The sequence below is a fragment of the Pseudomonas sp. GW822-FHT02G04 genome (assembly GCF_058802085.1).
Window position 1 is genome coordinate 245,645 of record NZ_JBXANU010000001.1, and the last position, 20,320, is coordinate 265,964.

The 20,320-nt window shown below is 61.7% G+C and carries 14 protein-coding genes and 2 riboswitches; of the genes, 6 read left to right on the top strand and 8 right to left on the bottom strand.

Annotation, left to right across the window (positions count from 1 at the left end; genetic code table 11):
• Positions 1-31 precede the first annotated feature (31 nt).
• Together AC1RO5_RS01180 and AC1RO5_RS01185 are read right to left on the bottom strand one after the other, a co-directional pair.
• On the bottom strand, positions 32-526 hold the full coding sequence (locus AC1RO5_RS01180; RefSeq protein ID WP_018927639.1) for a DUF934 domain-containing protein: 495 nt from the start codon (positions 524-526) through the stop codon (positions 32-34).
• The gene (locus AC1RO5_RS01185; protein ID WP_019649190.1) at positions 510-2,168 is read right to left on the bottom strand and encodes a nitrite/sulfite reductase; all 1,659 of its coding nucleotides are present in this window, start codon (positions 2,166-2,168) and stop codon (positions 510-512) included. The genes AC1RO5_RS01180 and AC1RO5_RS01185 overlap by 17 nt, the downstream gene beginning before the upstream one ends.
• A gap of 522 nt (positions 2,169-2,690) precedes the next feature.
• Between AC1RO5_RS01185 and AC1RO5_RS01190 the strand changes: the two genes are divergently transcribed.
• Positions 2,691-3,776 carry an ABC transporter substrate-binding protein gene (locus tag AC1RO5_RS01190; RefSeq protein ID WP_493171999.1) on the top strand — a complete coding sequence of 362 codons (1,086 nt, stop codon included), beginning with the start codon at positions 2,691-2,693 and terminating at the stop codon, positions 3,774-3,776.
• Between the two features lie 6 nt (positions 3,777-3,782).
• On the opposite strand, the gene AC1RO5_RS01195 is transcribed toward AC1RO5_RS01190, so the two are convergent.
• Positions 3,783-4,010: a DUF2970 domain-containing protein gene (locus AC1RO5_RS01195; protein ID WP_493172001.1), complete on the bottom strand. Its 228-nt coding sequence runs from the start codon at positions 4,008-4,010 to the stop codon at positions 3,783-3,785.
• A gap of 175 nt (positions 4,011-4,185) precedes the next feature.
• Positions 4,186-7,896 (bottom strand): methionine synthase, encoded by a 3,711-nt coding sequence (gene metH, locus AC1RO5_RS01200; protein ID WP_493172003.1) that lies wholly within the window; start codon positions 7,894-7,896, stop codon positions 4,186-4,188.
• Between the two features lie 155 nt (positions 7,897-8,051).
• On the opposite strand from metH, the gene AC1RO5_RS01205 reads away from it, so the two are divergent.
• On the top strand, positions 8,052-10,337 hold the full coding sequence (locus tag AC1RO5_RS01205) for a fatty acid cis/trans isomerase (RefSeq protein ID WP_493172005.1): 2,286 nt from the start codon (positions 8,052-8,054) through the stop codon (positions 10,335-10,337).
• An 84-nt stretch (positions 10,338-10,421) separates the two neighbouring features.
• Positions 10,422-11,006 carry a Fe-S biogenesis protein NfuA gene (gene nfuA, locus AC1RO5_RS01210; protein ID WP_007946504.1) on the top strand — a complete coding sequence of 195 codons (585 nt, stop codon included), beginning with the start codon at positions 10,422-10,424 and terminating at the stop codon, positions 11,004-11,006.
• Between the two features lie 165 nt (positions 11,007-11,171).
• On the opposite strand, the gene cobM is transcribed toward nfuA, so the two are convergent.
• The 4 genes from cobM to AC1RO5_RS01230 form a co-directional block, all read right to left on the bottom strand.
• Positions 11,172-11,918 (bottom strand): precorrin-4 C(11)-methyltransferase, encoded by a 747-nt coding sequence (cobM, locus tag AC1RO5_RS01215; RefSeq protein ID WP_493172007.1) that lies wholly within the window; start codon positions 11,916-11,918, stop codon positions 11,172-11,174.
• Positions 11,919-12,000: 82 nt separating this feature from the next.
• The gene (locus tag AC1RO5_RS01220; protein WP_007941755.1) at positions 12,001-12,414 is read right to left on the bottom strand and encodes a cobalamin biosynthesis protein; all 414 of its coding nucleotides are present in this window, start codon (positions 12,412-12,414) and stop codon (positions 12,001-12,003) included.
• Positions 12,411-13,115, bottom strand: coding sequence for a CbtA family protein (locus AC1RO5_RS01225; RefSeq protein ID WP_493172009.1), 705 nt, complete (start codon positions 13,113-13,115; stop codon positions 12,411-12,413). Before AC1RO5_RS01225 ends, AC1RO5_RS01220 begins: the two co-directional genes overlap by 4 nt.
• 11 nt (positions 13,116-13,126) lie before the next feature.
• Positions 13,127-13,318 carry a CbtB domain-containing protein gene (locus AC1RO5_RS01230; protein WP_019649183.1) on the bottom strand — a complete coding sequence of 64 codons (192 nt, stop codon included), beginning with the start codon at positions 13,316-13,318 and terminating at the stop codon, positions 13,127-13,129.
• 122 nt (positions 13,319-13,440) lie between these two features.
• Positions 13,441-13,668, bottom strand: a riboswitch (cobalamin riboswitch).
• Positions 13,669-13,823: 155 nt separating this feature from the next.
• Positions 13,824-14,038: riboswitch (cobalamin riboswitch) on the top strand.
• A gap of 102 nt (positions 14,039-14,140) precedes the next feature.
• Between AC1RO5_RS01230 and cobW the strand changes: the two genes are divergently transcribed.
• From cobW to AC1RO5_RS01245, 3 genes are all read left to right on the top strand, one after another.
• Positions 14,141-15,208, top strand: coding sequence for a cobalamin biosynthesis protein CobW (gene cobW / locus AC1RO5_RS01235; RefSeq protein WP_493172011.1), 1,068 nt, complete (start codon positions 14,141-14,143; stop codon positions 15,206-15,208).
• A 3-nt stretch (positions 15,209-15,211) separates the two neighbouring features.
• A complete protein-coding gene (gene cobN / locus AC1RO5_RS01240; protein WP_493172013.1) occupies positions 15,212-19,120 on the top strand; it encodes a cobaltochelatase subunit CobN in 3,909 nt (1,302 codons plus the stop codon).
• 148 nt (positions 19,121-19,268) lie between these two features.
• Positions 19,269-20,276 carry a magnesium chelatase ATPase subunit I gene (locus AC1RO5_RS01245; RefSeq protein WP_493172016.1) on the top strand — a complete coding sequence of 336 codons (1,008 nt, stop codon included), beginning with the start codon at positions 19,269-19,271 and terminating at the stop codon, positions 20,274-20,276.
• Positions 20,277-20,320 lie beyond the last annotated feature (44 nt).

Here is a 20,320-nt window from a genome sequence, read left to right on the forward strand (position 1 = left end):
TGAACCCCGCAAGGGGTTCAAGGTGTGACGATCAACGGCGACGGAACAGCGGCAGCGGCTCGTCTGTGGCGGCCTGATAGGTCACCGAGAAGTCCTTGAGGCCTTCAAGGGCTTCGTAGGGGTCTTTATCGGCGCGAATGGCAAACGCATCGAAACCGCAGCGGTGCATGTAGAACAGCTGGTCGCGCAGCACATCGCCAATTGCCCGCAGTTCGCCTTTGAAACCATAGCGGTCACGCAGCAGACGGGCGTTGGAGTAATTGCGACCATCGGTGAAGGCCGGGAAGTTCAGGGCGATGACCTGGAAGTTCGCCACGTCGTCACCGATTTCTTCGGCTTCTTCGTCGGCATCCAGCCACACACCCAGGCCGCCATCACGGGCCATGAGCATGCGGCTGTGTTCGCGCCACATGTGCAACGGGACGATCAGGTCGTCGCAGTTGCTGATCTCGTCGATGTTGAAATCTTTCGGCAACAGGTGCCAGGTTTCGTCGACGACTTCGTTGTTCTTAATTATTCGCTGCATAGACGCGCTCCTTGAAGAGGTCGATGCCGATACGCTGATAAGTGTCGATGAAGCGCTCGTCTTCGGTACGTTGTTCGATGTACACGTCGATCAGCTTCTCGATCACATCAGGCATGGCTTCCTGGGCGAAGGACGGGCCGAGGATCTTGCCCAGGCTCGCATCGCGACTGGCGCTGCCACCCAGGGACACCTGGTAGAACTCTTCGCCTTTCTTGTCCACTCCGAGAATGCCGATGTGGCCGACGTGGTGGTGACCACAGGCGTTCATGCAGCCAGAGATGTTCAGGTCCAGCTCACCGATGTCGAACAGGTAGTCCAGGTCGTCGAAACGGCGCTGGATCGATTCGGCGATCGGGATCGACTTGGCGTTGGCCAGGGAGCAGAAGTCGCCGCCCGGGCAGCAGATGATGTCGGTCAGCAAACCGATGTTCGGTGTGGCGAAACCTTGCTCGCGCAACTCGCCCCACATCGCGAACAACTGGCTCTGCTCGACATCGGCCAGAATGATGTTCTGCTCGTGGGAGGTGCGCAGCTGACCGAAGCTGTAACGGTCGGCGAGGTCGGCAACGGCATCGAGCTGCTTGTCGGTGATGTCGCCCGGTGCAACGCCGGTCGGTTTCAGGGACAGCGTCACGGCAACGTAACCCGGCTTTTTGTGCGCCAGGGTGTTACGGGTGCGCCAGCGGGCGAAGCCCGGGTGCTGTTTGTCGAGCTCGGCCAGTTCGGCTGTCTGGTTTTCCAGAGCCTTGTAGTCCGGATCGACAAAGTGTTTGGCCACGCGATGCACTTCGGCCTCGGTCAGCGTGGTCTGGCCACCGCGAAGGTGTTCCATTTCCGCGTCGACTTTTTGCGCGAACACTTCAGGTGTCAGGGCCTTGACCAGAATCTTGATCCGCGCCTTGTACTTGTTGTCGCGACGGCCGTAGCGGTTGTAGACCCGCAGAATGGCGTCGAGGTAGCTCAACAGGTCCTGCCACGGCAGGAATTCGTTGATGAACGCGCCCACCACCGGAGTACGGCCCAGGCCGCCACCGACCAGCACACGGAAGCCCAGTTCGCCCGCGGCGTTGTGCACCGGCTCGAGACCGATGTCATGGACTTCGATGGCCGCACGGTCGGACGTCGAACCGTTGATGGCGATTTTGAATTTACGCGGCAGGTAGGCGAATTCCGGGTGGAACGTGGTCCACTGACGGACGATTTCGCACCATGGCCGCGGATCGATCAACTCGTCGGCGGCGACACCGGCGAACTGATCGGTGGTGACGTTGCGCAGGCAGTTGCCGCTGGTCTGGATTGCGTGCATCTGCACGGTCGCCAGCTCAGCCAGGATGTCCGGGATGTCTTCCACGGCTGGCCAGTTGAACTGCACGTTCTGCCGGGTACTGATGTGGGCGTAGCCCTTGTCATAGTCCCGGGCAACCTTGGCCATCATTCGCGTCTGGCGCGAAGTGAGTTGGCCATAAGGCACCGCCACCCGCAGCATCGGGGCAAAGCGCTGGATATAAAGGCCATTTTGCAGGCGCAGGGGGCGGAATTCTTCTTCGCTCAGCTCGCCTGCCAGATAGCGTCGGGTCTGATCACGGAACTGCTTGACGCGGTCCTCGATGATCCGCTGATCGTACTCGTCGTATACGTACATATAAGTCCTGTTCTCAGGCTTGGGCCGGTCGGATATAGCTGCGTTTTCGCAAGCTTTCATCCGATTCTGCCTCGGCAATTCTGCGCGCACGGCCGCGCACTCCCAACGGAGCCGACGCAAGATACCAGTTTGCAGTTATGCGCAAAAGTGATGTTTGAGTATATGCAAAGAACCAAAACGACTAATGGAATTCGTGGTGGTAAAACCCTCATTTGTGGTGCGGGCAATCATCGTCTTAACTGTGCTCGAGTCTTCATGCAATCACCGATAAAACCGACAAGAGGCGATGCAATGAGCAATCCAACCAAAGCAAGGAAAAGCGATAGCACGGTCGATGCCTGGGCGATTTTGTTCCTGATCATCCTGGTCGTGGGTACAGCGGTATTCTGGGTCAGCCATCAATAAACGACCCCGTCCGGGCCCGGTACCGACGATTGTTGGACAAAAAGCCGGAATAAGCGCCGTTTCAAGGGACTTCGCTGGCTATAATGCGCGGCGGATTTTCGGGGGCTCGGACGATCAATGTTGAAGTTCTTTTGCGGTGTAGTGCTGGCGCTTGGTGCGGTCCTGGGGCCGTGTGCCCAGGCGGCGTCCGTATTGTTCCTCAATCCCGGGACCAGCCAAGAGGCGTTCTGGGTCAGTTACTCGCAGTTCATGCAGGCCGCGGCCAGGAACCTGGGCATGGACTTGCACATCCTCTATTCCGAACGAAACGCTGAAACCACGCTCAAGCAAGCCCGCGAAGCCCTGCAAGGGTCGGATCGGCCGGACTATCTGGTGTTCGTCAACGAACTGTACGTCGCGCCCGAAATCATGCGCCTGGCTCAGGGCAGCGGCGTGAAGCTGTTTTTGGTCAACAACGGCCTGACCGCGGACCAGATGCGCCTGCTCAGTGCCCAGCCGGGCAAGTATCCCGACTTGCTGGGCAGCCTGGTGACCAACGATGAGGAGGGCGGCTACCTGATGCTCAAGGAGCTGATTCGCCTGCATCGCCCGGTCGAGCCCGGCCAGGTCATTGACCTGGTGGCCTTTTCCGGTCTGAAAATCACGCCGGCCGCGCAACTGCGGGAGAAGGGCATGATGCGGGCCTTGGCCGAACACCCTGAAGTGCGTTTGCGCCAAGTGGTCTATGGCGGCTGGAACCGTCAGCGCGCCTACGAACAAGCCAGGTTACTGTTCAAGCGTTACCCGCAAACCTCGCTGGTCTGGTCGGCCAACGATGAAATGGCCTTCGGCGCCATGCAGGCGTACACCGAAACGGGTGGCCAGCCCGGCAAGGACGTGCTGTTCAGCGCCGTCAACAATTCCCCGGCCGCCTTGCAGGCGCTGCTGGATGGCCGATTGAGCGCGCTGTTGGGCGGGCACTTCAGTATTGGCGGTTGGGCCATGGTGCAGTTGCATGATTACGATCAGGGCGTGGACGTCAGCCAGTACGGTGGGCGCGACCGGCAGATTCCAGTGTTGCAGTTGATCGATCACGCGCAAGCCCGGCGACTGCTGGGCATGAGTGCCACTCAGGATTACGGCGTGGATTTTCAAAAGCTCTCGGCCAAGGGACGACCGACGTCGTATCGCTACCCATTCAGCCTGCAAACCCTGATGCACTGAGCCGGCTCAGATCCCGGCTAGGTGCAGCACCAGTTTGACGATGCCGAACAGCGTCAGGGCGAACACCACCGTGAACAGAATCCCCAGAATCACAAAATGACTGGGTTTGCCGTGGGTGAAATCCCGGGCCCGGTTTTTCCCGCTCTGCACCCCGAATGCCGCCGCCATGACGCTGTGCAGCATCTGCCAGAAGGTCGGCGGTTTGTTGTTATTGTTGTCGACTGGATCGTCCATATATCCCTCGTCACGAATGTGTATGAGGCAAGCATAGACAACAGGCACGAACTCTGTGGGAGCGAGCCTTTGTGGCGAGGGGGCTTGCTCCCGTTGGGTCGCGAAGCGGCCCCAAAAATGGGACTGCTACGCAGTCCAACGGGAGCAAGCTCCCTCGCCACAAAGGGGAAGGCGGTTAGTTGTCGTAACCCAGGTTAGGCGCCAGCCAACGCTCGGTCACGCTCAACTCCTGGCCTTTGCGCGAGGTGTAGCTCTGCACCTGATCCTTGTCGATCTTGCCCACGGCGAAATACTGCGCCTGCGGGTGAGCGAAGTACCAGCCGCTGACCGCTGCCGCCGGGAACATGGCGTAGTGCTCGGTGAGGAACACGCCGCTGCGGCCGGCCTTGAGTTCTTCAGCTTCCGGGTCCAGCAGCTTGAACAGTGTGGCTTTCTCGGTGTGATCCGGGCACGCCGGGTAGCCCGGAGCAGGGCGGATGCCGGTGTATTGCTCTTTGATCAGCGCCTCGTTGTCCAGCGTCTCGTCCTTGGCGTAGCCCCAGTAGTCTTTACGCACTTGCTGGTGCAGCCACTCGGCGCACGCCTCGGCCAGACGGTCGGCCAACGCCTTGACCATGATCGAGTTGTAGTCGTCGCCCGCTTCCTGATAAGCCTTGGCCACTTCTTCGGCGCCGATCCCGGCGGTGGTGATGAAACCACCCACGTAGTCGGTCACGCCGCTGTCCTTCGGCGCGACGAAGTCGGCCAGGGAGAAGTTCGGCTTACTGTCGGTCTTGATGATTTGCTGACGCAAGTGATGCAGCTTGGCCAATGGCTTGCCGTCATCGCCGTAGACTTCGATGTCGTCGTCGCGCACCTGGTTGGCCGGCCAGAAACCGAACACGGCACGGGCGCTGATCAGCTTCTCGTCGATCAGCTTGGCAAGCATTTCCTGGGCATCGGCGTACAACGCGGTGGCGGCTTCACCGACCACTTCATCCTGCAGGATGCGCGGGAACTTGCCGGCCAGGTCCCAGGAGATGAAAAACGGTGTCCAGTCGATGTATTCGGCCAAAACCTTCAGGTCGATGTTGTCCAGCACCTTGGCACCGGTGAACGTCGGTTTGACCGGCTCATAGTTGGCCCAGTCGAACTGCGGTTTCTTGGCGATGGCCGCCGGGTAGCTCAGGCGCTCGGTGCGGGCGCTGCGGTTGGCGGTGCGCTCGCGAACGTCGATGTATTCCAGGCGGGTCTTCTCGACGAAACCGGCTTTCAGTTCCTTGGACAACAACTGCGTCGCCACGCCCACGGCGCGGGAGGCGTCGGTGACGTAGATCACTGCGTCGTTGCTGTACTTGGGCTCGATCTTCACCGCCGTGTGCGCCTTGGAGGTGGTCGCGCCACCGATCATCAGCGGAAGATAGAAGTCCTGACGCTGCATCTCGCGGGCCACGTGAACCATTTCATCCAGCGAAGGCGTGATCAGGCCGGACAGGCCGATGATGTCGCACTTCTGCTCCTTGGCCACTTGCAGGATTTTTTCTGCCGGGACCATCACGCCGAGGTCGACGATGTCGTAGCCGTTACAGCCCAACACCACGCCGACGATGTTCTTGCCGATGTCGTGCACGTCGCCTTTTACCGTCGCCATCAGGATCTTGCCCTTGGCTTCCGGTTTGTCGCCTTTCTCCAGTTCGATGAACGGGATCAAGTGGGCCACGGCCTGCTTCATTACGCGGGCAGATTTCACCACCTGCGGCAGGAACATTTTGCCGGCGCCGAACAGGTCGCCGACGATGTTCATGCCGGACATCAGCGGGCCTTCGATGACTTCGATCGGGCGCGCGAACGACAACCGCGATTCTTCAGTATCTTCAACAATGTGCGTGGTGATGCCCTTGACCAAGGCATGCTCCAGACGCTTGTTGACGTCCCAGTTGCGCCACTCTTCGGTCTCGGCTTCCTTGACGCTGCCGTCACCCTTGTACTTGTCGGCGATGGCGAGGAGGGCGTCGGTGCCTTCCGGGGTGCGGTTGAGGATCACGTCTTCAACGGCATCGCGCAGCTCCACCGGGATCTGGTCGTAGATCTCCAGTTGGCCGGCGTTGACGATGCCCATGGTCAGGCCGTTGCGGATCGCATACAGCAGGAACACCGAGTGGATAGCCTCGCGCACCGGGTTGTTGCCACGGAACGAGAACGACACGTTGGACACACCGCCGGAGCTTAGGGCGTACGGCAGTTCGTCGCGGATGTAGGCACAGGCATTGATGAAGTCCACAGCATAGTTGTTGTGTTCTTCGATACCGGTGGCCACGGCGAAGATGTTCGGGTCGAAGATGATGTCTTCCGGCGGGAAGTCGACTTCGTTGACCAGAATGTCGTAGGAGCGTTTGCAGATTTCTTTCTTGCGCGCTTCGGTGTCGGCCTGGCCGGCTTCATCGAAGGCCATCACCACCACCGCGGCGCCGTAGCGCTTGCACAGTTTGGCGTGGTGAATGAACTGCTCGACACCTTCCTTCATGCTGATGGAGTTGACGATGCCCTTGCCCTGGATGCACTTGAGGCCGGCTTCGATCACTTCCCACTTGGAGGAGTCGATCATGATCGGTACGCGGGAGATGTCCGGTTCACCGGCAATCAGATTGAGGAAGGTCACCATGGCCTTCTTCGAATCGAGCATCCCTTCGTCCATGTTGATGTCGATCACCTGGGCGCCGGCTTCGACCTGCTGCAGGGCGACTTCCAGGGCTTCGGTGTAGTTGTCTTCACGGATCAGTCGGGCGAACTTGGCGGAACCGGTGATGTTGGTCCGCTCGCCGACGTTGACGAACAGCGAACTGCGATCGATGGTGAAGGGTTCCAGACCCGACAGGCGGCAGGCCTTGGGAATATCCGGAATTTCACGCGGGGCGTAACCGGCTACCGCTTTGGCGATGGCTTCGATGTGGCCCGGTGTGGTGCCGCAGCAGCCGCCGACGATGTTGAGGAAGCCGCTTTGGGCGAACTCTTCGATGACCTTGGCGGTTTCCGCTGGCAGTTCGTCGTACTCGCCGAATTCGTTCGGCAGGCCGGCGTTCGGGTGCGCCGACACGTGGGTGCCGGCCTTGTTCGACAGCTCTTCCAGGTACGGGCGCAATTCGCGGGCGCCGAGGGCGCAGTTCAGGCCGACGGAAATCGGCTTGGCGTGGGCCACGGAGTTCCAGAACGCTTCGGTGGTCTGGCCGGATAGGGTGCGGCCGGAGGCGTCGGTGATGGTGCCGGAAATCATGATCGGCAGCTCGACGCCCAGCTCTTCGTAAACCCCTTGCACGGCGAAGATCGCCGCTTTGGCGTTGAGGGTGTCGAAAATGGTTTCGATCAGGATCAGGTCGGCGCCGCCTTCGATCAGGCCTTTGGTGGCCTCGGTGTAGTTTTCCACCAGTTCATCGAAGGTCACGTTGCGGTAGCCGGGGTTGTTCACGTCAGGCGACAGCGAGCAGGTACGGCTGGTCGGGCCGAGCACGCCGGCGACGAAACGCGGCTTGTCCGGGTTCTCGAGGGTTTTCGCATCGGCAATCTTGCGGGCCAGGCGTGCCCCTTCTACGTTCAGTTCGTAGGCCAGTTCTTCCATGCCGTAATCGGCCATGGAAATCCGGGTGGCGTTGAAGGTGTTGGTTTCCAGAATGTCGGCGCCGGCATCCAGGTAGGCTTTCTCGATGCCACCAATCACGTCCGGGCGGGTCAGTACCAACAAGTCGTTGTTGCCTTTGACATCGCTCGGCCAGTCGGCGAAGCGTTTGCCACGGTAATCCTGTTCCTCGAGCTTGTAGCTCTGGATCATTGTCCCCATGCCGCCGTCGAGAATCAGGATGCGCTCTTTGAGGGCGTGCTTGAGAGCTTGAAGGCGAACGCTGCGATCGGACATTTGGACTACTCGGTAAGGCCATGACGAAGGGCCGGGATAATAACAAACCTGCGTGCTTTTGGAGCATGTGCCGGTTTTGCATGAATATCGCTCATGTTGGTGCGCAGGCCAGACCGGTAGAATCGCGGCGTTTTCTCATGATCAGGACCAGGGATATGTCGTATCGCGTCGTCACCAGCCTATTGATGCTGTTTTTAAGCGGGGGCGCCGCTGCGCAAGGTCCGGACATTTCCTACGTTCGCGACATTCAACCGATCTTCACCGAAAAGTGCGTGGCCTGCCATGCCTGCTACGACTCCGCTTGTCAGCTCAACCTGGGCAGCGGCGAAGGGGCGGCCCGAGGCGCGACGAAGGCGCCGGTCTATGATGGCGAACGCAGCAAGGCCGCCGCGCCGACCCGGTTGTTTTACGACGCCTTCGGCAAACGTGCATGGCAGCAAAAGGGCTTCTACTCGGTGCTCGACGCCCAAGGCAGTCAGGCGGCACTGATGGCGCGGATGCTTGAGCTGGGGCACAAAACCCCGTTGCAACCCAATGCCAAGCTACCGGAAGACATCGTCCTGGGCCTGAACCGGGAAAACCTGTGCGCCATGCCGGCAGAGTTCGACGGCTACGCCAGCTCCCATCCGCAAGAGGGCATGCCGCTGGCAGTCACCGGCCTGACCGATCAGCAATACCAGACACTGCAGCGCTGGCTGGCCTCCGGCGCGCCGATCGACCAGCAGGGCCTGGTGCCCAGCGCCAAGGAGGCCTTGCAAGTGGTGCAGTGGGAAAACCTGTTGAATTCGCCGGGTGCCCGGGAGAGTCTGGTCGGGCGCTGGTTGTTCGAGCACTGGTTCTTGGCCCATATCTATTTCAAGGACGGCGAGCCGGGGCATTTCTTTCAGTGGGTACGTTCGCGCACGCCGACGGGGCAGCCCATCGACCTGATCAACACCCGCCGTCCGAATGACGACCCGGGCACCCAGGTCTATTACCGTCTGTGGCCGGTGCAAGGCGTGATCGTGCACAAGACCCACATCACCTACCCGCTGAGCGCGGCGAAGATGGCGCGGATCAAGAGCCTGTTTTACAACGGCAACTGGCAGGTCCACGCCTTACCGGGCTACGGGCCGGAGCGGCGGGCCAATCCGTTTGCCACGTTCGAGGCGATCCCGGCCCAGGCGCGCTATCAGTTCATGCTCGATAACGCCGAATACTTCGTGCGCACCTTTATTCGCGGCCCGGTCTGCCGGGGCCAGATCGCCACCGACGTGATTCGCGACAACTTCTGGGCACTGTTCCAGGCTCCGGAGCATGACCTTTACATCACCGACCCGAAATATCGCGGCCAGGCTACGCCGTTGCTGGCGATGCCGGGGCAGAACGATGACGTCGGCAGCGTCCTGAGCCTGTGGCACGACTACCGCAACAAACGTAACGAATATGAGGCCCTGCGCCGGGACAGCTATGCCGACTTGCCGGCGCCGAGCTGGTCGACCCTGTGGGCCGGCAATGACAACGCACTGCTGAGTATCTTTCGGCATTTCGACAGCGCCTCGGTGACCAAGGGCCTGATCGGCGACGTGCCGCAGACGATGTGGCTGTTCGATTACCCATTGCTGGAACGCACCTATTACCAGTTGGCGGTCAACTTCGATGTGTTCGGTAACGTGTCCCATCAGGCCCAGACCCGGCTGTACTTCGACCTGATCCGCAACGGCGCCGAGCAGAACTTCCTGCGCCTGATGCCGGCCAGCTCACGGGACAGCTATCTCGACGATTGGTACCAGAACAGCGGCAAGTTCAAGATGTGGCTGGATTACGAGGACATCGACAACGACAAGCCGACGGCGCTGACGCTGGACGAAAACGACCCGAAACGCGATTTCGCCTTGCAGTTGCTGTCCCGTTACGGCGAACTCAATGCCAGGCCCGATCCGATCAACCGCTGCGACGGCGCTTACTGCTCGCGGCCGAACATCGATCTGGCATTGCAGAACGCCGAACAGGCCCTGAGCCGCCTGACGTCGCGCCCGGCCGCCGGTTTGAAAGTCATCGATCAGTTGCCGGAAGCCACGATGTTGCGCATCGAGACCCCAAGCGGCAAGCGCGAGGTCTACAGCCTGTTGCGCAACCGCGCCCACAGCAACGTGGCGTTCCTGCTCGGGGAGTCGCTGCGTTATCAGCCGGGGCTCGACACGTTGACGATCTATCCGGGTGTTCTGAGCAGCTACCCGAACTTCATGTTCAACATCCCGGCCGGGCAAGTGCCCGCGTTCGTCGACGAGATGGAAAACGCCAAAGACGCTGCCAGTTTCGAGAAAATCGTCGAGCGCTGGGGCATTCGCCGCAGTCATCCGCAGTTCTGGCGGTATTTCCATGATCTGAGCCGATACATCCACGACACCGATCCGGTGGAAGAGGGCGTGCTGGACATGAATCGCTACGAGAATCTCTGATGGCTGCTTTCCCGACAAAAATACTAGGACTTTGTGCGGCGCGTCGATTGGCGTAAACTGCGTCCAAGCCTGCGAGGAGTTTCCATGACCGCTATTACCATTACCGACGCCGCCCATGATTACCTGGCTGATCTGCTGTCCAAGCAGAACACCCCGGGTATCGGCATCCGCGTCTTTATTACCCAGCCTGGCACCCAGTACGCCGAAACCTGCATTGCCTACTGCAAGCCGGGCGAAGAAAAACCTGAAGACACGGCGTTGGGGCTCAAAAGCTTCACCGCTTATATCGACTCGTTCAGCGAAGCGTTTCTGGACGATGCGGTAGTCGACTACGCCACCGACCGCATGGGCGGCCAACTGACCATCAAGGCGCCAAATGCCAAGGTCCCGATGGTCAACGCCGATAGCCCGGTCAACGAGCGCATCAACTACTACCTGCAAACCGAGATCAACCCGGGGCTGGCCAGCCACGGCGGTCAGGTCAGCCTGATCGATGTGGTCGAAGACGGCATCGCCGTGTTGAAGTTCGGCGGCGGTTGCCAGGGCTGCGGCCAGGCAGACGTCACCCTGAAGGAAGGCATCGAGCGCACCTTGCTCGAGCGCATTCCCGAGCTCAAGGGTGTACGTGACGTGACCGACCACACGCAGAAAGAAAACGCCTACTACTAAGTAAGGTGTTCGCTGCAGAAACGAAAAAACGGCACCCGTGAGTGCCGTTTTTTTTGATCGTTCCCACGCTCTGCGTGGGAATGCCTCAACGGACGCTCTGCGTCTGCTCTTGGGACGCGGAGCGTCTCGGGCTGCATTCCCACGCGGAGCGTGGGAATGATCATCTCAGGGTCTGTAGAGGTGCGCATGCCCCGCGCGATACAGCGACGACTCACTGAAGTGATCGCTGCCCAGCACCCGACCCACCAGAATCAGCGCCGTCCGGCGAAAACCCTTGGCCTGGACCTTCTGCGCAATGTCCGCAAGCGTCCCCACCACCCAATCCTGATCCGGCCAGGTCGCCCGGTGAATTACCGCGATCGGGCAGTCGGCGCCGTAATGCGGCAGCAGTTCGGCAAGGATCTTCTCCAGATGATTGACCCCCAGGTGGATCGCCATGGTCGCTCCGTGCTGCGCCAGGCTGCCCAGCTCTTCGCCAGCCGGCATCGCGGTCTTGTCGGTGTAACGGGTCAGAATCACGCTCTGTGACACGTCCGGCAGGGTCAGTTCGGCACCCAAAAGGGCCGCGCAGGCGGCGGTGGCAGTAACGCCGGGAACGATTTCGAAAGGGATGTCGAGTTCACGCAAGTAGCGAATCTGCTCGCCGATCGCGCCGTACAGGCTCGGGTCGCCGGAGTGCACCCGGGCCACGTCCTGGCCGTTGGCGTGGGCGGTCTTGATCAGCTCGACGATCTGTTCCAGGTGCAGTTCGGCGCTGTTGACCACCTGTTCGGCCCGGTGGCCTTCCAGCACGGCGGCGGGGACCAGGGAGCCGGCATAGATGATGACCGGGCAGCTACGAATCAGCCGCTGGCCTTTGACGGTGATCAGTTCCGGGTCGCCGGGGCCGGCGCCAATGAAGTAGACGGTCATCGTCGTTTCCTGTCAGAAATAGGGCTTGGGCATGCTTCAGATGAAGAATGCTCATGATCGAGGGCGGGGATTATCGGGGATTTTACGCGGCGCTGGCCAATGCCAGGGTGGCCTGGGCGTATTTTTGTCGTGGAATCAGCAACTTTGCCGGTGCCTGGGCCAGTTGTTCGGCCAGGGCCAGTGCGGCGCTTTCCGCCACGCCGTAGCAACCGGTGCGTTCAAACGCGATGTCCGAGTGGTGGCTCAGTTGCGCTTGATAGGCCGCCAATTGTTCGCTGCTGAAGTACATCAACGGCAACGCCAGCTGTTCGGCCAGTTCGATCAGCCCAGGTTCTTCGCGCTTCAGGTCGATGCTGGCCAAGGCCTTGATCTCACTGAGCCCGATTTGATGGGCCTGTAGCGCCTGATCGAGCAGCGCCCGCAGCGTGCTGACGGGGCAGCCGCGCTGGCAGCCCAGGCCGACCACCAGGGTCGGCGCTGCGCTGACGTCAGTCATGCGCTGTAATGGCCATCGCTTTTGCGGCGGAACAACCAGGCGCTGATCAGGCCCAGGGCCAGCCAGAACGCCACGTTGGTCAGCTGCGAAGCGATTTTGAATTGCGCTTCCAGGGCTTCCGGCGCCAGCATCGAATGGACTTCCGGTTGCGGTGCGCCGATCACATGCGGCACGGCCAGGATCGCCACGCCAAGGACTTTCATCAGCCAGTGACGGCTGAACACGATCAGCGCGATGCCGACGGCCGTGGACGCGGCAGTGCCGATCCACCAGATTTGCCGTTGCGCCAGATCAGCCGCGGCAGTGCCCGGCAACTCAGGTGGCAGGCCGAGGGTCGGTGCCAGCACGAACGTCGCATAACCGGCCAGGCCCCAGAGCAGGCCCTGAGAGGTTTTGGTCGGTGCGCGCAGGGTGTAGAGACCGGCGAGCATCAAGGCGAAACCGACGGCTACCACCAGGTTGCCGCCGGTAGTGGACAGCACGCGCTGCCAGCCGTCTTCCGGTTCCCAGGCTTCGGCATCGTGGGTGTGAGCGACTACGCCCGCGGCGTGCTCGTGGATTTCAACAGCGGCCGGCTCGGATTTTTCATAGGTCTCGGCCTGCAAAATCAGCGGGGCGACCCAAAAGCTTTGCAGCAGGGTCAATAGCAGGGCGGCCAGCAGCCCGGTGAAACCTGCGGTTTGCGCAATACGCTTGATCATCTCAGCAGGTCTCAATGGCACGGAAAGGCGGAGCTGTGACGGGTATCGTGCGCGGCGTTGTGCACCGCTTCGATGTGCGAGAAACCAGCGAAATACACAAGGCACGCGCCAAGGATCGACGCACACACGGCGGCGGTCAGGCGTTGAGTCAGGGTTGTGGTGGTGCTGGCCGTTGCGTGGCCGGTGCTGCTGATGATCGACATGGCGCTTCCCTCTGGTCTGTCAGCGGGTGAATAGAGCGCGAAAAAACCTCCGCACGCCAAGGGCTCGCAGAGATTTCGAACAGCGCCCGCCCACCGCGGGTTTGTTATTCAGTGAACGTAAAAGTCACTTTGTGTTGCGGGCCGGTCTCCGGGCTCGCGAGGGGCTGGGCTAACGCCGAAACCTGCAAGCATCACCTTCCCATGCCGTATGACCGGCACAGTGGATCTGACGCTTCACTCGCTTACCGTTGCGGGGGCAGCACCGGACTGACATGGCTTTAGAGTAAAGCACATGATTCACCGGTTTCCCGTTTCACCCTGTGAAGGGCACCCGTAACAAGGCGTGTAGGAGAGCATGGGCGAGGGCGGGGAGTCAATTGGCAAGGGTTCTCACCTGACACCCAATACCTGTGGCGAGGGAGCTTGCCCCCTCGCCACAGGCAAGCCCCCTCGCCACAGGTGATCGCATTCGCCGACAAGACATTGACCCGCCCCCACACGATGCGTAGCCTTGCGCTTTCGAGGTTCTTCGGCGTCTGCCGAAGCTAAGAAGGGAACGCGGTCGATGCCGCGGCTGCCCCCGCAACTGTGAACGGTGATGTTCGCTGCCACGCCACTGCAAACCCTGTGCAACGGGTTCGCGGGAAGGCGCAGCGAATGCCAGGCTGACCCGCCCGGCGCACCGTCAGCCAGGAGACCTGCCTCGACACAGATTCTCACTTTCAACCGGGCGGGGTGATCCGGTGGCGAACTCTTCAGGCACGCGCGCCCGCGTTGCCGGTTGTCGTCCCGTATGCCCGCCACCTTGCCAAAGGGCATCCGATGAAAACACTGGCCAAACTCCCCGTCACCATCGTTACCGGCTTCCTCGGCTCGGGCAAAACCACCTTGCTGCGGCACATGCTCGACAACGCCCAGGGTCGTCGCATCGCGGTGATCGTCAACGAGTTCGGCGAGCTGGGCATCGACGGCGAGATCCTCAAGCAATGCTCGATCGGCTGCACTGAAGAAGAGGCCAGCGGTCGCGTCTATGAATTGGCCAACGGCTGCCTGTGCTGCACCGTGCAGGAAGAGTTCTTCCCGGTGATGCGCGAGTTGGTTGCTCGCCGCGGCGATCTCGACCACATCCTCATCGAAACCTCGGGCCTGGCCCTGCCAAAGCCTTTGGTTCAAGCCTTCCAGTGGCCGGAAATCCGCAGCGCCTGCACCGTTGACGCGGTGATCACCGTGGTCGACAGCCCGGCCGTCGCGGCTGGCACCTTCGCGGCGTTCCCGGATCAAGTGGACGCCCAGCGCAAGCTCGACCCGAACCTGGACCACGAATCGCCGCTGCACGAACTGTTCGCCGACCAACTGGCCAGCGCCGACCTGGTGATTCTCAACAAGGCCGACCTGATCAGCGCCGCAGACCTGGCCCGCGTGCGCCTGGAAGTCGCCGAAGAGCTGCCGCCGGCGGTGAAAGTCATCGAAGCCAGCAGCGGTCGCCTGCCACTGGACGTGTTGATCGGCCTCGGTGCCGGTTCCGAAGAACACATCGACAGCCGCCACAGCCATCACGATCATCACCATGAAGGTGAAGACGATCATGATCACGACCATGACGCGTTTGACTCCATCTCCATCGAACTGCCACAAGCCGACGAAAGCCTGTTGATGGACGCGCTGACACAACTGGTGGTGCAGCACGGCATCCTGCGGGTCAAAGGTTTCGCAGCGGTGCCGAACAAGCCGATGCGCCTGTTGATTCAGGGCGTGGGCACGCGTTTCGACAAGCACTTCGACCGTCAGTGGGGCGCCGAGGAGACACGCACCACCCGTCTGGTGTTGATCGGTCAGGCGCTGGACGCCGTTCAACTTGAAGCGCAATTGCGCGCTGCGCTCAGCGTTTAACCCATGCACCTGCTCAGGACCCAGCCCGGCGGTTTCGTGTCGGATGACAACATTGCCGACCTTGGACAAACCCCCGCCGAGCTGGTGATCCTGTGCAGCGGCGATTCCAGTCTGGCGTTGCTCGCCGAGGCGGCGCAGCAGCTGCCCGACGATTACCCGAGCCTGCGTCTGGCTAACCCGATGCAGGTGCAGAATCACGCCTCGGTGGATCTCTACGTTGATGAGGTGTTGCGCCACGCCAAGGTGATTCTGATCTCACTGCACGGCGGCATCGCCTATTGGCGTTACGGCATCGAGCGTCTGGTGGAATTGTCCCAGCGCGGCGTGCAGCTGATTCTGGTGCCGGGCGACGATCGTCCGGACCCGGAACTCAGCGACCTGAGCACCGTGCCCCCCGAAGACCGCGACCGGCTCTGGCACTTCCTGCGTCAGGGCGGCATGGCCAATGCGCTCGACCTGTTTCGCTGCCTCGCCAGTCGCTGGCTGGGTCGCGACTATCCATGGTCCGAGCCGCAAACCCTGCCGCGCACTGCGATCTACCACCCGCAAAAAAGCCCCGCGCACCTTCAGGATTGGCAAGCCGACTGGCAGGCTGATCAACCGGTGGCGGCGGTGTTGTTTTACCGCTCGCACTTGCAGGCGGCGAACACCGGTTTCATCGATATTTTCTGCCAGCGTTTGCAGGTGGCGGGGCTCAACCCGTTACCGATTGCGCTGGCCAGTCTGAAAGAGCCCGGCTGCCTGGCGGTGGTCGAGGATTTGCTGGATGAAGTCGAGGCGGGGGTGATTCTGAACACCACCGGTTTCGCCCAGTCCAGCCCTGAAGCGCCGCACCTGCGGCCGTTTCGTCGCAACATCCCGGTGATTCAGGCGATCTGCGCCCAGGACAATGAGCCCGGTTGGCGTGCCAGCGAGCAAGGCCTCGGTCCCCGTGACTTGGCGATGCACATCGCACTGCCGGAGCTGGACGGGCGAATCATCAGTCGGCCGATCAGCTTCAAGGATTTGGCGTGGCGCAGCGAGCGCAGTCAGTCCGATGTGGTTTGCTATCGACCACAACCGGAACGCATGGATTTTGTCGCTGAACTGGCGCGGCGCTGGATCGATCTGGCGCGGCTGCCCAACAGCGAAAAACGCATCGCCCTGATCCTCGCCAACTACCCGACTCGTGATGGGCGCATCGGTAATGGCGTCGGTCTCGACACCCCGGCCGCGGCGCTGAACATCCTGCGTGCCCTGTACGCCGAAGGTTATCCGTTGCCGGCCGAGTTGCCGGACAGCGGCACCGCGCTGATCCAGCAACTGCTTGGTGGTGTCAGCAATGACCTGGACACCATCGATCAACGTCCGTGCCAGCAAAGCCTGGCGCTGGATGATTACTTTTTGATGTTCAACGCACTGCCCGAAGCCAATCGCGAGGCGGTGCTGCAACGTTGGGGCACGCCCGAAAGCGATCCGATGTTCCGTGGCGGGCGAATGATGATTGCCGGATTGCGCTTCGGCCTGACCTTCGTCGGCATTCAACCCGCGCGGGGTTATCAGGTTGACCCGAGCGCGGTCTATCACGACCCGGACCTGGTGCCGCCCCACGGTTATCTGGCGTTCTACTTCTGGTTGCGCAACACCTATGGCGCCCACGGCGTGATCCATGTCGGCAAGCACGGCAACCTCGAATGGCTGCCGGGCAAGGGCGTCGGATTGTCGGAAAACTGCTGGCCCGACGCGCTGCTCGGGCCGCTGCCGAACATCTATCCGTTCATCGTCAACGACCCGGGCGAGGGCGCCCAGGCCAAGCGCCGTACGCAAGCGGTGATCATCGATCACCTGATGCCGCCGCTGACCCGCGCCGAAACCTACGGCCCGCTGCGCAATCTCGAATTGCTGGCCGACGAATATTACGAAGCGCAGTTGCTTGATCCACGCCGCGCCCGGGAACTGCAGCGCGACATTTTGCAGCTGGTGCGCGATACGCACATTGACCGTGAACTGCAACTGGACGAGCAACTCGACAGCGATGCCGACGCGGCGATCTGGTTGCCGCGCCTGGACACCTACCTGTGCGACTTGAAGGAGTCGCAGATTCGCGATGGCCTGCACGTGTTTGGCGAATCGCCGACCGGGCAATTGCGCATCGATACCTTATTGGCCTTGCTGCGCATTCCTCGCGGCGACGGCCGTGGCGCGCAATCGAGCGTGCTGCGGGCACTGGCCAAGGCGTTCGAGCTGGGCTTCGATCCGCTGGATTGCGTGTTGGCTGAGCCTTGGAACCGTCCTCGGCCGGATGCCTTGCAGTCGATCAGTGATGAGCTGTGGCGCACGGCGGGGGATACTCGTGAGCGTCTGGAACTGTTCGCCGCGCAACTAATCTCGCGGACGTTGAATGCCGAGCCTGGCCCGTGTGGGAGCGAGCCTTTGTGGCGAGGGGGCTTGCCCCCGTTGGGTCGCGAAGCGGCCCCAAAAAACGGGACTGCTGCGCAGTCCAACGGGGGCAAGCCCCCTCGCCACAAGGCCCCTCACCACCTAGACCCGCTCCCACAGGAGGCAGATTGGTCCGACGTGAGCGCGATCATCGACAGTTTGCGCGAGGTCGTCGCCCCGCGTCTGGACGCCTGCGGCCCGGCGGAAATGCGCGGCCTGCTGGACGCCCTCAGCGGGCGATTCGTCCCGGCCGGGCCGAGCGGTGCGCCGAGTCGCGGACGGCTGGACGTGTTGCCTACCGGGCGCAATTTCTATTCGGTGGACGTGCGCAACCTGCCGACCACCACGGCGTGGCGCATCGGTTTTCAATCCGCGAACCTGATACTTGAGCGACATTTGCAGGATCATGGCGATCACTTGCGTCAGCTCGGTCTGTCGGTCTGGGGCACCGCGACCATGCGCACCGGCGGCGACGACATTGCCCAGGCCATGGCCTTGATGGGCGTGCGGCCGGTATGGGCGACGGGCAGTCAGCGGGTCGACGACTTCGAGATTCTGCCGTTGAGCCTGCTGGATCGGCCGCGGGTGGACGTGACCTTGCGCGTCTCCGGATTCTTCCGCGATGCATTTGCCAACCTGATTCGTTTGTTCGACGCCGCCGTGCAAGCAGTCGCCGCGCTGGATGAACCGGAGGATCTCAACCCGTTGGCGGCCAAGGTTCGCTCTGAGCGCGAGGCGCTGCTGGAGTCCGGTCTGGATGAAGAAGCGGCCGGGCGGCAGGCCGGCTGGCGGATCTTCGGAGCCAAACCGGGTGCTTACGGTGCCGGCGTACAAGGCGCTATCGACGGTCGTTTGTGGCAAAGCCGCGAAGACCTGGCCGAGGTTTACCTGAACTGGGGCGGCTACGCTTACGGCGGCTCCGATGAAGGCACCGCCGCACGCGAGCAGTTCGCCCAGCGTCTGAGCCAGGTGCAGGCCGTGCTGCAAAACCAGGACAACCGCGAGCACGACTTGCTCGATTCCAACGACTATTACCAGTTCCAGGGTGGCATGCTGGCGGCCGTCGAAAGCCTCAGCGGTGCAGCGGCGGCCAGTTATCACGGCGACCACAGTCAGCCGGACTTGCCGAAGGTCCGCACATTGAAGGAAGAGCTGAACCGGGTGATCCGTTCCCGGGCGGCCAATCCGAAATGGATCGACGGGGTCAAGCGTCATGGCTATAAAGGCGCGTTCGAACTGGCGGCGACGGTCGATAACCTGTTTGCCTTCGACGCCACCACGCAGCTGATCGACGATCACCAGTATGCGTTGCTGGCGGATGCCTATTTGCTTGATCCGGCGACCCGGGACTTTGTCCGCGAACACAATCCTCACGCCTTGCGCGACATGACCGAACGTCTGCTCGAAGCGCAGCAACGGGGGATGTGGCAGGAGCCAGGTGAATACCGCGAGGCGCTGGAGAATTTGTTGCTGGACATAGAAGAAGACAGTTAGCGGGATCACCGGATCATTCCCACGCTCTGCGTGGGAATGCAGCCCGGGACGCTCTGCGTCCCAAGAGCCGAACGCGGAGCGTCCGCAGAGGCATTCCCACGCAGAGCGTGGGAACGATCACACCACCGACCACAATGAGTAACTCTACATGACCGACACCCCCCATTTCCCGCTCTCCGCCGTGGTCGGCGCCGATGACTTGAAGCTCGCCCTGTACCTGACCGCCATCGACCCGAAAATCGGTGGTGTGCTGATCGAAGGCCCGCGCGGTATGGCCAAGTCGACCCTGGCCCGAGGCTTGGCGGACCTGCTGGCCAGCGGTCAATTCGTCACCTTGCCCCTGGGCGCCACCGAAGAGCGGCTGGTCGGCACCCTCGACCTCGACGCAGCCCTGAGCGAAGGTCGCGCACAGTTTTCTCCCGGCGTACTGGCCAAGGCCGACGGCGGCGTGCTCTACGTTGATGAAGTGAACTTGCTGCCCGACCACCTCGTGGACCTGCTGCTCGACGTGGCCGCCAGCGGCACCAACCTGATTGAGCGCGACGGGATTTCCCATCGGCATTCGGCGAAGTTTGTGCTGATCGGCACCATGAACCCGGAAGAGGGCGAACTGCGCCCGCAACTGCTCGACCGTTTTGGTCTGAACGTCGCCCTCAGTGGCCATACCGCACCCGCCGAGCGCGGCCAGATCATCCGTCGTCGACTGGATTTCGACAGCGATCCGCAAGGCTTCTGCGCCGAGTGGGAAAGTCAGCAACATACACTGCGCGAGCGTTGCCAGAAGGCGCGTGCGGCCCTGGCGAGTATCCCGCTCGACGATGCCGCATTGGCGCAGATCACTGAACGCTGCTTTGCTGCCGGCGTCGACGGCTTGCGGGCCGATCTGGTCTGGTTGCGTGCGGCGCGGGCTCACGCTGCCTGGCGCGGTGCGAACGCCATTGCCGAAGAAGATATCGACGCGGTCGCCGAATTTGCCTTGCGTCATCGTCGTCGGGAGCATTCGACCTCTGCGCCGCAACATTCCCAAGCGCCACAGCAATCCCCTGCGCAAACCCCCAACCCGAACGAAGGTCAGGGCCAGTGGGGCGAAATGCCCGCCCAGGCGCTGCCGGTCGGTGCTCGACGTGAAGTGCCGAGCTGGCCAAAAAAGCCCTAGGCATTCGCCCTCGATCAGACGCGGGGGCGAATGCCAAACCCCGT